This is a genomic window from Marinicrinis sediminis (assembly GCF_042685085.1).
GTDB lineage: Bacteria > Bacillota > Bacilli > Paenibacillales > KCTC-33676 > Marinicrinis > Marinicrinis sediminis.
Genome location: NZ_JBHUMM010000043.1, coordinates 358674 through 374177 on the forward strand (window position 1 = coordinate 358674; position 15504 = coordinate 374177).

At 50.8% G+C, this 15504-nt stretch carries 11 protein-coding genes; 9 read left to right on the forward strand and 2 right to left on the reverse strand.

Annotated elements, in window-relative coordinates:
* The first annotated feature begins 160 nt into the window (after positions 1–160).
* The 3 genes from nth (at position 161) to ACFSUC_RS15520 (ending at position 4971) form a co-directional block, all read left to right on the forward strand.
* Positions 161–817, forward strand: coding sequence for an endonuclease III (gene nth / locus ACFSUC_RS15510; protein ID WP_379930534.1), 657 nt, complete (start codon positions 161–163; stop codon positions 815–817).
* Between the two features lie 93 nt (positions 818–910).
* A complete protein-coding gene (locus ACFSUC_RS15515; protein ID WP_379930535.1) occupies positions 911–1186 on the forward strand; it encodes an NAD/NADP transhydrogenase alpha subunit in 276 nt (91 codons plus the stop codon).
* A gap of 83 nt (positions 1187–1269) precedes the next feature.
* Positions 1270–4971 carry a dynamin family protein gene (locus tag ACFSUC_RS15520; RefSeq protein ID WP_379930536.1) on the forward strand — a complete coding sequence of 1234 codons (3702 nt, stop codon included), beginning with the start codon at positions 1270–1272 and terminating at the stop codon, positions 4969–4971.
* A gap of 106 nt (positions 4972–5077) precedes the next feature.
* Here ACFSUC_RS15520 and ACFSUC_RS15525 read toward each other — a convergent pair whose 3' ends face one another.
* Complete coding sequence (locus tag ACFSUC_RS15525; RefSeq protein WP_379930537.1) at positions 5078–5833, reverse strand: TspO/MBR family protein; 756 nt, start codon at positions 5831–5833, stop codon at positions 5078–5080.
* 323 nt (positions 5834–6156) lie between these two features.
* On the opposite strand from ACFSUC_RS15525, the gene ACFSUC_RS15530 reads away from it, so the two are divergent.
* From ACFSUC_RS15530 to ACFSUC_RS15555, 6 genes are all read left to right on the forward strand, one after another.
* On the forward strand, positions 6157–6846 hold the full coding sequence (locus tag ACFSUC_RS15530) for a GDSL-type esterase/lipase family protein (RefSeq protein ID WP_379930980.1): 690 nt from the start codon (positions 6157–6159) through the stop codon (positions 6844–6846).
* A 22-nt stretch (positions 6847–6868) separates the two neighbouring features.
* Positions 6869–7822: an ABC transporter ATP-binding protein gene (locus tag ACFSUC_RS15535; RefSeq protein WP_379930538.1), complete on the forward strand. Its 954-nt coding sequence runs from the start codon at positions 6869–6871 to the stop codon at positions 7820–7822.
* Complete coding sequence (locus ACFSUC_RS15540) at positions 7815–8807, forward strand: ABC transporter permease (protein ID WP_379930539.1); 993 nt, start codon at positions 7815–7817, stop codon at positions 8805–8807. Before ACFSUC_RS15535 ends, ACFSUC_RS15540 begins: the two co-directional genes overlap by 8 nt.
* A 190-nt stretch (positions 8808–8997) precedes the next feature.
* Positions 8998–10986, forward strand: a complete 1989-nt coding sequence (gene parE / locus ACFSUC_RS15545; protein WP_379930541.1) for a DNA topoisomerase IV subunit B — start codon at positions 8998–9000, stop codon at positions 10984–10986.
* Positions 10987–11029: 43 nt separating this feature from the next.
* Entirely contained in the window at positions 11030–13471 is a 2442-nt protein-coding gene (gene gyrA, locus ACFSUC_RS15550) for a DNA gyrase subunit A (protein ID WP_379930981.1), read from the forward strand.
* An 18-nt stretch (positions 13472–13489) separates the two neighbouring features.
* On the forward strand, positions 13490–13927 hold the full coding sequence (locus tag ACFSUC_RS15555; protein ID WP_379930542.1) for a MarR family winged helix-turn-helix transcriptional regulator: 438 nt from the start codon (positions 13490–13492) through the stop codon (positions 13925–13927).
* Positions 13928–14103: 176 nt separating this feature from the next.
* Here ACFSUC_RS15555 and ACFSUC_RS15560 read toward each other — a convergent pair whose 3' ends face one another.
* Positions 14104–15480 (reverse strand): CapA family protein, encoded by a 1377-nt coding sequence (locus ACFSUC_RS15560; RefSeq protein ID WP_379930543.1) that lies wholly within the window; start codon positions 15478–15480, stop codon positions 14104–14106.
* Positions 15481–15504: the final 24 nt, after the last annotated feature.

Sequence of the window (15504 nt, forward strand, 5' to 3'; positions counted from 1 at the left end):
AAATTCGGGCGTACCGTCTCTTCCTTTTTCGGAAGAGGCGGCTTTTTTTGTATTTGTTTGTTTTTATGATTGATTTTCTTGCGGGAGACCGTTAAACTGAAAGTCGGTGAATTCAGTGAGGTCGGTGAATTCAGTGAACCAGGCTCGGGAGGTGAGCACGATGTTGAATCGTACACAAATTGGAGAGATTTTGCATCGCATTGCAGAGATGTTTCCCGATGCTCATTGTGAGCTGATTCACGCCAATCCATTTGAACTCACGATTGCTGTCGCTCTGTCTGCGCAATGCACAGACCAAAAGGTCAATCAGGTGACGCGCAGCTTGTTCCAAAAATACCGCACACCGGAAGATTACGTTTCGGTGCCGCTGGAAGAGCTGGAACAGGATATTCGGAGCATCGGTCTCTTTCGCAGCAAGGCCAAGAACATTCAAGCCTTGAGCCGAATGCTGCTGGAACAGTACGATGGACAAGTTCCGCGCGAGCATGAACAGCTTGTGCAGCTGCCTGGCGTGGGCCGAAAGACTGCCAACGTGGTCGTCTCCAATGCCTTCGGGGAGCCGGCTATTGCCGTAGACACCCATGTCGAGCGGGTATCCAAGCGTTTGGGACTGGCCAACTGGAAGGACAGTGTGCTCGAGGTAGAGAAGAAGCTGATGAAGAAGGTGCCCAGAGAAGAATGGACACAGACGCATCATCGCCTCATTTTTTTCGGCCGCTATCATTGCAAGGCTCAAAACCCTGCTTGTCCGGCATGTCCGGTGCTGGAATTTTGTCGTGAAGGAAAAAAACGCATGAAGAAGCTGGAAACGGTGTAGGCTAATGAACAGCAAGGACAGGTTGAACATGACCATTGTTAAATGGCTTCAATAGAAGCTTAACCTTATTACATATGGAAAGGATCGTCTTAAATGAAATGTATTTCGGTTTACACGAATGATTTTACTGCCTTCTCAGACATCTTGGATGCCATCATGGAGCATTCCTTCGCAGAAGATGAAGAAAAGGAAATTGAAGGAATCACGGTAAGTGAGTCCGGCCACGTACCGGAAAATTATATCGATCGCATGAAGCATCGGCCTGAGGTCGTCGTCATGAAGTGGAAAGACAAAAACGTCACCATCTTGCAGCACGGACAAGTATTTGAAATCTTGCTCCCTGATGCAGAGGCAAATGTGGTACACTAAAAACCGGAATGCGAAGCTGTGAAAGATGCCGCTTCGTCATCCGGTTTTCTTTTTTGTATACAGAAACAGGGAGAAGAGACGACATGACCGATGCAACTTTAATGGCCAAACATGCCATTCAAGATCTGAAAGATACCTATGTACAGCTTCAATCTGATATGCAAACCGATATGACCACCATTCCCCATGAAGTGGAAGAAGGAGAACGCGAGCGACTGAGCTCTGTAATTCAGCGGCTCGGACAGCTTCAGGACCGTTTTGCAGATGACCAGCAGCCCTTGAACATCGCATTGTGTGGTCATTTTTCTGCGGGGAAGTCCACTCTGATCAATGGTCTGGTTGGCGAAAATTTGCTGCCGTCCAGTCCGATTCCGACGAGCGCGAATCTGGTCAGGGTCCAGTACGGCCAAACATCCAGCTCCGTCACCCTGCACCGCAGAGACGGAAGCACAGCACACGCTGCCATCCAGGACCTGGCTGAGGCTTGCCGGGACGGGGCCGCCATCGAACGGGTAGATATTGAGGTGCCTTCTCCGCTGTTGAAGAAGGGACTCAGCTTTCTGGATACCCCGGGAGTCGATTCTACGGACCCGGCCCACTATGCGGCGACCTATGAAGCGATCCATCTGGCAGACCTCGTTCTGTTCGTGTGTGACTACAATCATGTGCAGTCTGAGACCAACTTTCAGTTTCTGAAGCAGCTGGAGAGCTGGAGCAAGCCGTGCCTGTTTGTCGTCAACCAAATTGACAAGCATGACGACAGGGAACTCCCGTTTTCCCGATTTGATCAATCTGTCCGCTCGTCTTTGCAGGAATGGGACACACAGGCAGCGGCGATTTATTATGTGAGCAAGCAGTCTAATGCGATACGGAATCAGCGAAATGAACTGATTGAGGCACTCGGACAATTGGCAAGTGAGCGGGATGCCATGCGGGTCAGTTTGCTGGCCGGTTCTGTAGCCGGTATGATCGAACAATATAGCGAAGAGAAGAAGCAGGTACTGACTCGTCTCTTCACCCGGCAACAAGACCCAGACTATGATGAGCTGGCAGTGGAACAGGCCAGAGAAGAACGACAGCAACTGCTTGTGGAACAAAACAAATGGCAAGGTGCCCAGCATGCGTGGTTTGTGCGCAACAAGAAAGAGCTGAACGCCATACTGGAGAACGCCAACATCATTCCGGCTGCTACAAGAGAGCTGATGCACGCATTTATTGAAAGTCGGGCAGATGGCTTTCGTGCCGGCTGGCTGTTTGGGAAATCCAAGACCGAAAAGGAACAGGAAGTCAGACTGACGCAGCTGACAGAGGATATGCAGGAGCAGGTGCGCATTCATATAGACAAACATGTGCGGGAGCTGTGGCGAGGCATCGAACAGGAGACAGGCTCATCTCGTGACTGGGAAATAGACATCACGTCCGACCTTTGGTTCTCCATCTTGCAACCGGGGGCCATTGCTTCCAGTGCCTATACCCTTACCTTCGCTTCCCTTGCGTCAGAGCAGATCAAGGGGTTATATCGACGTACGCTGTTGCCCTTGCTGGAAGCGTTGTCAGAAGAGATCGGGGAACAGGCTGCACAGGCGCAATCGCGAATCGAAGAGCGGCTTCACCAGCTTCAGGAGATCCTGAGATGGGAGGACCGTCTGGATGAAGAATTAGTCCGTCTGGAGGATCAGCGGAGAGCCTGGATGGACCCGTTCACGGTCTTTCAGGAAAATGATACGCTGCAACAATTGACACAAATAGATGCGCCCGTTGATCACGATATGGCGCTGGATCATGCCGTGGCACCTGATTCGTCGCCTGCTGCTGCCCGACTTCCTCATCCTGGCTCCTCGCGGAAACGCATGAATGGAACCGGAACGGAAACGAGAACGAAATTAAGTAAGGATGGGGCGACGATGGCTTCGCTCAGAAAAATGGGAACGGAGATCGCAGCCATTGCCGGAAAGCTCGAAGCTGTACAAGGCTTCGAGGGATGGATGAAACAGCTGCATGAACGGGCAGAGCGACTCACCCATCAATCGTTTACCGTCGCCCTTTTTGGTGCTTTCAGCGCGGGGAAGTCTTCCTTCGCGAATGCCTTGCTAGGCGATCGAGTGCTGCCCGTATCCCCTTCTCCAACGACTGCTTCCGTCATTCGTATTCAGCAGACAACAGGTCAAATGGCGTCACTGGATGCTTGCATTCATATGAAATCACGGGAGCAGCTGGAGCAGGAGATGTTCGATTCGCTGGATATCCTGGGTATCAAAGAGAATAGCCTGGAACGGGCATTCGAGGCCATAGCTGAACGTTCCCGCCATCAGCTCCCTGCGAAGGCCAAGATGCACTTGAGCTTTCTGCAGGCCGTACGGAGCGGGTGGGACACACAGTCTGCCTTCCTGGGTCAAATGCGAAAGGTCACCTATGACCAGTATGTGCAATATGCAGCGGAAGAGACGTATTCATGCTTCGTGAACGAGATCGATCTGTATGTCGATTGTCCCTTAACCGAATCGGGCATTGTACTGGTTGATACGCCAGGTGCTGACTCGATTCATGCCAGGCACACAGGCGTCGCCTTTCAGTATATGAAAAGTGCCGATGCCGTGCTGTTTGTTACGTACTACCATCATGCCTTTTCCCAGGCGGACCGCGACTTTCTGAGACAAATGTCTCAGGTTTCACATCTTTCTGAGCTGAAACATCTGTTTTTTGTGATCAATGCGGCTGATCTGGCCCAGAGTTCAGAAGAACTGGATGAAGTAAAGACGTACGTGTATAAGCAGCTCCAGCAGTGTGAGATTCAAGAACCCAAATTATTCGCCCTATCCAGTCGTCATGCGATCGAAGCTTGGCAGGAGGGCGACGAAGAGAAAATGAAACAGAGTGGATTGCCTGATTTCGAAGCGGACTTTCATCCGTTCGTGCTGCATGAGCTGCCGGAAATTATGCGTCAATCCACCCGCGATCAGCTTCATCGTCTGAATGCGACGATTGCCTCCTACATTGAGGAACAGACCGGTAGCAAGGAAGAGCGCATCGCCGGCATTGCAAGCAACCGCGAGAGCATGCAGCAATGGATGCAGACGTACAGAGCGAGAGAGGAAGAGGGGCGACACCGACAGGAGGAAATCCGTGATGAGGTTCAGGAATTGCTCTATTATGTCAGGCAGCGAGCGGTCTTTCGCTATCACGACCACTTCCATGAAGCCTTTCACCCTTCGATTTTGCATCAGCAAACGGTCGATCTGAAATCCTCCTTGTGGATGTGCTGGAAGGATTTGCTGCGTGAGCTGAATACGTACTTGCAACGCGAAATGCAAACCTTCGAATTGCGGATGGAAGTAAAGCTGAACGAAGCGCTGCGTGAAGTCCAGACACACGTTCATACCGAAGCGCAAAAGCTTTCCGTATCCGCTCCCGTTTTGGAGCTCTCCTTGAATTGGGAAGGGCTGTCCAATTCGGTGAAGTTGTCGGACGATGTCATTCAGGTGAAGGAATTGCAGCGGCAGTACAAAAATCCGAAGCATTTCTTCGAAGGCAGCGGAAAGGAAACGTTGAAGCAAGAACTCGCACCCAAGGTCGAAGAAGCCATACAGACATGGCTGAAAGACTATGAACAGCAGGTTATCCCGTCACTTGATGGCCAGTACCAATCCACACTTACTACATGGCTGGATCAGTATATGGAACATTGGGAACACCATTTGAACGGACGTTTGACCGCCATCCATTCTGCGGAATCTGGCCACTTGCTGCGCGAGATCAGTCAAAGTCTGTCGACTGACAAACGATAGAAAAAGGAAGCCGTTCTCTGCATGAGAGGACGGCTTCCTTTCGTGACGTGAATGCGTAGTTTGCATCTTGCTTTTATTGCCTTCTCGGCTTTGAGGCGTCTACAGGCTACGAGGCTTCCTTTTGCAAGTTTCGACTGACGAGCATGAGCAGATAGACCAGAACCAGCAGCGCAAGCAACCATGCGGCATAGGCAATGACGGGCTCCGGATCAAGCTGCTTTACACCGATGGCCACCAGTGCCCAGACGATCACCGCCCCGTAAAAAGGATCGCGATATGACCGACTGATGACGAAGGCCAGGATCGCGGTGACAATCAGCAGCAAGATGGCCCACACCGTGTCAGAAAGTCCAAAGCCATTCCAGCCTGATTCACTCAGTCCAATTGTGACGTTCAGGACAGTTGCCACCGAAATCCATCCCAGATAAATGCTGAATGGCAGCGCCACAAGAAGTCGGATCAGGGTGCCCGTTTGGACCGCAGGCCGTGTTTTCAAGTATATGACGATCAGGGAAATCAATAGCGCAATCATGACACAGACGGAAGCGGTGAGCTGAAGGGAATGCCAGAGGAGCATCCACAGGATATTCAGACTGCAGCTAATGACAAACCAGGGTCCGATCGCCAAAATTTCCGGTTTGTCCCGCCATTTTGGCAATGCCTGCAACAGCACATACCCGGCAAGCAGCAGATAAATCAGTCCCCAGATGCTGAAAGCATAGGAAGCGGGAGTAATGGCGACCGGGTATTTGGCTGATACCTCCCCGGTCGTACGTCCAAAGAGGGGAAGCGCATTGGCGGCCCAGTTAATGAAGAGGACACCAATGAAAAACACAATATTGAGCCAGCGAAACATAGGCATGTTGTTCATCCTTTCTCACTCTTTTTTGAATCATCCAAAAAAAGTCTATACCAGACGTTAACCTTTCCGGTCGCTTTCGAATCTGACCGTCGCCGTCAGGAGTTGCAATTCAGACGGACAATCGCTACTCTAGTTATAAAACCTGCAAGCGCATGCCACAGACGTTGACCGCTCCTTTATACGGGATATGCGAGCTGCTGGATGAAAAAGGAGGAATACACATGAATCGAAACAATCGGTTGTGGAAGGTGCTCAGTATCGTGTCGGTCCTGCTCACCCTTTTGCTCGTGGCAGGCTTCGGCTATGCTGTCAAAACGATTGTCATGCCGGATGGGGAAGGCCTCGTCCTCGATAGTCCAACCGAAGAGGATGGAGAGAAAAACCCCGATGACCAGTACACCATCGTCACGCTGGGAGACTCTCTGACGAAGGGAACCGGGGATGCAACCGGAAATGACGGCTATGCGGGAATGGTCAAGCAGGGTCTTGCCGAGAAAGAGGACGAGCAATACGACAATCTGGAAATATACAAATTCGCGATTGATGGCTATACCACAGGCCAACTGCTGGAATCCGTCCAAAATCGCACTGGCGTCATTGAAGCGATTAAGAAAGCCGACCTCATTCTGATGACCATTGGCGGCAACGACTTATTTACGATATCCGAAGAAGTAGATCCGGCCTTGTATGATGCGAGGGAGGAATCGGCTCTGGCGAATATCTCTGCCATTTTCGAAACACTTCAAGCTCACAATCCGGATGCGGAAGTCATCTATACCGGTCTTTATAACCCTTTTCTCAGTATTGACCAGGAAGGTGAAATGATGCAGCGGGTCCAGCAGTGGAACTTCAAGGTCAGTCAGCTTACCAATCCTTATGAGCATATTACACTCATCTCCACGGTAGACTTGTTTTTACGTGACCAGGATCGTTTCTTCTCCTCGGATCACTATCATCCGAACGAGACGGGATATGAACGAATCGCAGAACGCATCCTGCAGTATCTGGAGTAGCCAACCGAAGGAGGGAACAGATGTGACTGAAAAAGATCAGACGGCCGTATTGACCGTACGAAATTTAAAGAAAAAAATCGGAGACAAATGGATCATAAAAGGTCTTGATTTTGAAGTATATGGCGGGGAAGTATTTGGTTTTCTGGGTCCGAACGGAGCGGGCAAGACGACGACGATCCGTATGCTCGTGGATCTCATCAAGCCGACCGAAGGCAAGGTGCTGGTCGCAGGCAAGGACGTCCACAAGCAGCATGATCACGCGATGATGCAGATCGGGAGCATCGTAGAGAATCCCGAGCTGTATATGTACCTGACGGGCTGGGAAAATCTCGAGCATTTCGCCAATATGATTCCGGGTGTGTCTGAACAGCGCATTCAGGAAGTCGTGGATATTGTAGGACTGGATCTGCGGATTCACGACAAGGTAAAGACTTACTCGCTCGGGATGAGACAGAGACTGGGCATCGCCCAGGCGCTGCTGAATGAGCCGAAGTTGCTCATTCTGGATGAACCGACAAACGGACTGGACCCGCAGGGGATCAAGGAAATGCGTGAATTTATTCGTGGACTGGCGGCCACGGGACTTAGTATCTTCGTCTCCAGCCACTTATTGAGCGAAATTCAGATGATGTGTGATCGCGTGGCGATTATCCGGGCGGGAGAAGTCATTGCAGTCGGACAAGTTGAACAATTGCTAGAGGAATCAACCTCACGAGTAGACTGGAAGCTGGAGCCGTTTGAACGGGGATGGGAGCTGCTGGAGGGCACCGAACATATCGAGATGCTAAGTGCAGAGGATCTGGACGAAGCGGACGCATCCGGTCAGACCATTCATACACGGATGCGTGCCGAGGATGTACCCGCTATGAATCGACGTTTGCAGGAAGCTGGAGTTGACGTATTTGCGATAGAAACAAAAAAGCCGACGCTGGAACAACTGTTCCTTCGTTTGACAGAAGGTGATAAGATTGGTTAGTCTCATACCATTAGTTCGCAATGAAGTGCTGAAAATTTGGAAGAAGAAGCGATTCTTTGTCATCCTGGCTATTCTGCTCGTTCTTATCCCGATATTTACTTACGCGCAATTCAAGGTTGCGACCAATTTGCAGGACCAGATCGGATCAGATGACTGGAAGATTCAGCTTCAGGAGAAGGTCAATGATTACACTGATCGCATCAACAGTCCGCGCATGCTGCCGGAATGGAAGGAATATCTGAAGGTTCAGATACAGATCATGCAATATCATATCGACAGTGATGTGAATCCGGAATCACCGAACGGCGTCACCTTCACCAGGGAGTTCCTGAAGAACTCTGTCGGGCTGTTTCTGCCCCTGATGATCCTGGTTATCGCCTCGGATCTGATCTCTTCCGAGCATGCCCAGGGAACGATCAAACTGCTGCTCACCCGACCTGTTCGAAGGTGGAAGGTCTTGACAAGCAAGCTGCTGGCCCTCATGCTGTATGTATCTTTGAGCGTGATTGCGCTGGTGACGCTGTCCTATGTGATTGCAGGGGCCGTCTTCGGATTTAGTGGCTGGAATATGCCCGTCCTGACCGGTTTCCAGGTGGTCGGGGATACGGTCGATACCAGCATGGTTCAACTGGTGGATCAGTGGCAATTCATCCTGATGGAGATGGGACTCGCCTGGTATTCCAGTCTGGTGGTCGGGATACTAGCTGTGATGGTTTCCATTCTCATCCGAAGCACCGCAGCAGGGATGGGCATCATGCTGGCGACACTCATTGCAGGCACCATCCTGACCAACATGGCATCTTCTTGGGAAAGTGCGAAGTATTTCTTCATGGTCAACCTGGAGACCGTGATCTATCTGACCGGCCAAAAGCCGCCGATTGCTGGCATGGATTTGGGTTTCTCCCTGTCCATTCTGACGATGACAGCCGCCGTGTCCATCCTGATTTCATATCTTTTCTTTACAAAGAAGGACATTTTAAACTGATTCAAGAATGATATAATGCTGCATGAATCCATTTTCCTTCTGAGAGTGCGTTAGGCTGTAAAAGATTTCGACTTGTCACAGTGCGCCTCGCTGAGGGCAACTGGGTTGAAGATTTCAGTCTGTTATGGAGCACACAGGCAGGAGATGGGTTCATCAGCAGGAACTTAGAGAGATACAAAGGGGGAGCTTTATGTCACAGCAGCTAGAATGGCTTCCAAACAATCCGGAAACCAGTCAAAGCGCCTCGACTTATGATGCGGATGATATTCAGGTACTGGAGGGATTGACAGCTGTCCGCAAAAGACCGGGCATGTATATCGGGAGTACGAGTACCTCTGGTCTTCACCATTTGGTGTGGGAAATTGTAGACAATGCGGTCGATGAGCATTTAGCCAAATATTGTAGTCATATCCAGGTGATTTTACATAAAGACGGTTCGGTCACAGTAGAGGACAACGGACGGGGCATCCCGACCTCCATGCATAAAATGGGCATTCCTACGCCCCAGGTCGTATTTACTATCCTGCATGCCGGGGGTAAATTCGGAGGCGCGGGCTACAAAAAATCCGGTGGTCTGCACGGGGTAGGGGCCTCTGTAACCAATGCCCTGTCGGAGTGGCTGGAAGTGGAAATTTACCGCGATGGCAAGGTACATCAGCAGCGGTTTGAATTCTGGGTGGACGAGCAGGGCAAGGAACATGTTGGCGAGCCCGTCACGCAATTGTTGGTACTGGGAAATACCCGCAAGACGGGAACCAGGGTCACCTTTAAACCCGATCCGACTGTCTTCTCGGCAAATGCTTCTCTGAATTATGACACGCTAGCCGAGCGGCTGCAGGAAATTGCCTTCCTCAATTCGGGTTTGCAAATTTCGATTCAGGACAAGCGTCAGGACAAAACGGATACATTTGCTTATGAGGGTGGAGCCAAGGAATTTGTCACCTTCCTGAACGAAGGCAAAAATGTGCTGCATCCCCCGATCCACTTCGAAGGGGAGAAGGACGAGATTGAAGTCGAGGTAGCCCTCCAGTATAACGACGGGTATACGGAAACGCTCGCTTCCTTCGTCAACTCGATCCCGACTCGCGGGGGCGGCACACACGAGACCGGCTACAAAACGGCGTATACACGTGTGATGAATGAATATGCCCGCAAGAACGGTCTGCTCAAGGAAAAAGACAAGAACCTCGAAGGCGGCGATCTTCGGGAAGGCATGATGGGCGTCATCAATATCAAGATGGGTGAGGTCGAATTTGTCGGTCAGACCAAGGATCAACTTGGGAGTAGTGCTGCACGAAGCGTTGTGGATGCCATTGTGTCAGAGAAAATGGCTATGTTCCTGGAGGAAAACCCGCAGATCGCGCAAATGCTGGTCAAGAAATCCGTCCAGGCCTCCAAAGCGCGTGAAGCAGCACGCAAAGCGAGAGAAGATGTCCGTACAGGCAAGAAAGGCAAGGCACAGAGCCTCAGTCTGAATGGAAAGCTGACACCCGCCCAGTCCAAGGACTATACCCGCAACGAACTGTTTATCGTCGAGGGAGATTCGGCCGGTGGCTCTGCCAAGCAGGGACGTGAATCCAAATTTCAGGCGATCTTGCCGCTGAAAGGAAAGCCCATGAATCCGGAGAAGGCCAAGCTGCCGGATATATTGAAAAACGATGAGTACAAAGCGATTATCGCCGCAATCGGAGCTGGTGTAGGACCGGAATTCGAAGTAGAGGAAAGTCACTACAGCAAGATCATTATTATGACCGATGCCGATACGGACGGGGCACATATTCAGGTGCTGCTGCTTACGTTCTTCTATCGCTATATGAAACCGCTGATTGATGAAGGCAAAGTCTTTATTGCCCAGCCTCCGCTCTACAAGGTTAGCAAAAAAGGCAGCCGAAAAGGGCAGGACGCCATTCGATATGCCTGGAGTGACGAGCAGCTTCAGCAGGTGATGAAGGACATGGGCAGACAGGTCGAGCTGCAGCGCTACAAAGGATTGGGTGAAATGAACCCGGAACAGCTGTGGGAAACGACCATGAATCCGGAAACCCGTACCTTGCTCAAGGTTCAGATTGAAGATGCCGCCAAGGCTGAACGCCGCGTGACCACATTGATGGGTGATAAAGTAGACCCTCGCAAAAAGTGGATTGTAGAAAACGTAGATTTTACCGATTTCGAGGCATAAGGCCTGCAAAATAAAGGATTTTGATGGATAGAAGGTGATGGCACTGAGTACGATGGAGCAGTTTTTACCCGCATTTTTGGAAGACGTGGTCGGTGATCGATTTGGCCGCTACTCGAAATATATTATTCAGGATCGTGCAATCCCGGATGTACGGGATGGCCTGAAGCCCGTTCAGCGCAGAATTTTGTATGCGATGTATGAAGCGGGAAATACCCATGACAAGCCTTACCGCAAGTCCGCCAAAACCGTAGGGGACGTCATGGGTAACTATCACCCGCACGGGGATTCATCCATCTATGATGGCATGGTGCGTCTTGCCCAGCCGTGGAAAATGGCGCATCCGTTAATTGATGGACACGGCAACTGGGGCTCGCTCGATGACGATCCGCCGGCAGCCATGCGTTATACGGAGGCAAGAATCTCTGAGATTGCGCGTGAACTGATGCGGGATATCGAGAAGAAGACAGTGGAATTCAAAGATAATTTTGACAACACTATGCAGGAGCCGGTCGTGCTGCCTGCCCGATTCCCGAACTTGCTCGTCAACGGGGTCAGCGGGATTTCGTCCGGATTTGCAACCGAAATTCCGACGCACAATCTGCGTGAAATCATCGATGCCTGTATCGCCATCATGGACAACCCGCAGCTGGAGCTGTCCGGGCTGCTCCAGTATGTCAAAGGGCCGGATTTCCCGACCGGCGGCATTATTATGGGGGAAGAAGGGATACAGAGGGCGTATGAAACAGGGAAAGGGAAGATTTTCCTGCGCGCCCGCACGGCCATTACGGACATGCGTGGAGGCAAACAACAAATTGTCATCACCGAAATTCCTTACCAGGTCGTCAAGACGAAGCTTGTGACCTCGATGGAAGCCATTCGGATCGACAAGAAGATTGAAGGAATCGCGGAAGTTCGGGACGAGAGTGGCCGGGACGGATTGAAAATCGTCGTCGAGCTGAAAAAGGATGCCGATGCCGAGGGAATTCTGAATTACTTGCTCAAAAAGACGGATCTGCAGGTCACCTATAACTTCAATATGGTTGCGATTGTAAACAAAACGCCGAAGCAGCTTGGTTTAAAAGCGATGCTCGAAGCGTATATTGAGCACCAGAAAGAAGTCGTGACCAGGCGTACCCGTTACGACCTGGACAAGGCACAGGATCGCGCGCACGTCCTCGAAGGGCTTGTGAAAGCGCTAAATATTCTCGATGAAGTCATTGAAACAATCAAGGGATCGCGCAATCGTCAGGATGCCCAGAAAAACCTCGTTCTGCAGTTTGATTTTACGGAACGACAGGCAGATGCCATTCTCACCTTGCAGTTGTATCGCTTGACCAATCTGGAAATCACCTCACTTGAGAAAGAACTGAAGGAACTGCGCAAGACCATTCAGGATTTGGAGAGCATTCTGGGCAGTGCCAGCAAGTTGCAGAGCGTGATCAAGAAGGAACTGAAGGAGATTCGGGAGAAATACGGCATCGATCGCCGTTCTGATATCCAGGCCGAGGTGGAAGAGATCAAGGTCAACCTGGAAGTGATGGTCAACAGTGAGGATGTCAAGGTCACGCTGTCGAGAGAGGGGTATATCAAACGAACCTCGATGTTGTCCTTTACCCGCTCAGGCGGTGAACTGGAGAGCGCTGGCGTGAAAGACGGCGATTACATATTTGGCATCTGGGACGTCAATACGCTCGACAATCTGCTGCTGTTTACGAAAAAAGGCCAGTATTTCTTACTGCCGGTGCACCAAATTCCAGATTACAAATGGAAGGATAACGGAACTGCGCTCGTCAATCTGATTCCGATGCAGAAGGATGATCCCATCATCTCTGTCCTCCCGATCAAAGATTTCGAGCAAACGGATCAGACGCTGGTGTTTGTGACAGCCAGAGGCCAAGTCAAGCGATCCGAGTTGAAGGATTATATGACCACCCGATCAACCGCCATCAACGCCATCAAGCTCGGGAACGAAGATGAAGTGATCGACGTGCGGTTAAGCAGCGGAGATCACGAACTGATGCTGGTAACGGCAAATGGCAGGTGCATCCGCTTTGATGAGCAGGAAGTGAATGCGACAGGCCGGGTATCGGCCGGGGTGAAAGGCATTCAGCTCAAGGATGAGGATCAGGTCGTATCCTGTCTGTTCGTCAAAGGAGACGAAGGGGAGGTCATGGTCATATCCGATCTGGCCTACGCCAAGAGCTCACTGCTGCTGGACTATAATTTACAAGGTCGCGGCGGAAGAGGTTTGCAGACCTTTGAATTCAAAGAAGGCAAACGGGTAAAGCCGAACGGAAACCGACTGATCGGCGCCTTCTTTGTCAAGGAAGGCTATGAGGTTACAGCCGTCACTTCCACCAATCAACGCCATACCTTCTCTACTGAAAAAGCACAAATCGATTATCGCAAGTCGATAGGGAAGCTGATGTTTCCGATGGAAAAAGGAGAAACGATCGTCGAAGTGTTTCGATATACAGATCGTTAAGCAGGAAGGAGCAGCCTGATGCCATCCATGCCATTTGATCGGTTGTTGCACAAGTTGATGCGGGAGTACAAGCAGCATATGGAGGAGCACCTGGCTCCTCAACTGACTGCGGGACAATTCCAGGTGATGGAATATATGCTGACCAATGAGGGACCATTCAAGCCTTCTGATATGCTCGACTATTTGGCCACGACTCCTGCGGCTGTGACAACCTTGCTAGATCGAATGGAGAGAGGCGGATTGATTCAGAGACAGCGAGACGAGAAGGATCGCCGAATTGTCTGGATTGCCATGACACGGAAAGGCCGGGAAGCTGGGGAGCATGGAATGGAGCTGAAAAACCAGTTTTTCCAAACCTGTCTGGACCGGATTTCCAGTCATAATCAGCAACTGCTATTATTTCTGTTAAACAAAGTCGTCCATGAAAATGGATCAGATTCCTCTGGAAATCCATAAAGGGAAATCCATAATGGGTAATGAAGGAATCCAATCATCAAAAAAGGATCATCCATAATACGGCATCCATAAAGGGATCTTCTATAATAAGTAATTAAAAGGTGGATGGCTTCGCGCGCATCCAGCCTTTTCATGTCATCATTTAATTCATATCATCATTGATGATGTTTATACATTCACGGGCGATAAACATCATCAATGACGGACGCCGGCTTCTCTGCTTCTCCATCTGCTGTTGCCTCTGCCTCTGCACGCCACGATGAAAGCGGAGCTGTGACGGAGATCGGATCAAACGCAGGCTGATACGAGGACACATGGGTCTTCATTTCATCCAAATATGCGCTCATCAACTCCCGTTCCTGGCTTGTCAGCCGGGAATCAAGCGCGGCGTTCTGAAATTTGGCGATAGGCAGAACACGATATTGCCGTTTACCGTTTTGTCTGTATTGATGCACCCAGGTAGGGATCGACTCGACTGCTGTGATCTCTATCTTTTGTTCAGGGAAGGTTTTACGAACTGACAGCTTTAGGACCACTCCGACATCGGTATATTTGGCCGTTTTTTGAGCAGGACCCTGATTGGAGATAAAGTTGCCGAGCGAGTAGATCACAAATCCACTGCGTGTTGATCCATCAGGCGTTTGAACGGTCAATTGTTCATAAGGCTGAACCACGTGCGGATGACTGCCGAGAACAATGTCGGCGCCGGCTGCAATGCAATAAGCGGCAAGCTCCCTTTGACTCGCACTCGGTTCCCGTATGTACTCACGTCCAAAATGGAGCGCAATCGTAATGAGATCGGCGCCCTGCGCTCTTGCTCGTGTCAAATCAGCTTGAATTTGTGTGCGGTCAATCTCGTTTACGAGGTATGCGTGTCCGCTCGGCTCAGGCAAACCATTGGTTCCATACGTATAGGCAAGAAAAGCCATATGGATGTCATGGCGGGAGAGTATGGGGATATCTTGTTGGGCTTGACTGGAAGCGTATGTACCGACTGCTGTCAGTCCCCGCTCTGACAAGGTTTCCAGCGTTTGCAGCACGCCATGCTTGCCTTGGTCAAGTGAGTGATTATTTGCCGTAGACAAGACATCAAATCCCGCTTTATGGAGAGCGTCTGCAAGTTCGTCCGGTGCATTGAAGCGTGGATAACCTGCATACCCGGATGCCTTTCCTGCGAGCGGCGTCTCCAAATTTCCATATACCCAGTCGCCTTGCAGCAGCAAGTCATCAATTTCGGCAAAGAAATGGTCAAAGTTGTAGGTGTCGGTTGCGGGGTTATAGCCTGCCGGAATTTGAGGGCTGTGCATCATGATGTCTCCGACCGCCACTAGTGTCGCTTCCGTTGAATAGGTGAGGAGATCGCGGGTATCCGGAGCAGAGGGATCTTGGATATCAGGGGGAGGGAGAAGGTCTGGTTGGGAAGAGGGAGGAGCAGCGGGAGCGGGCTTCATGTCCTGATTCCCATTTGGCTCTTGGTCGCATCCCGCAAACAGGATCAATGCTAGACAGACAACCCAAAGCAGGCCAAGCCGTCCAATCGTTTGCGCGGACATGTTCCTCCCCCTTTCTGCATTTTT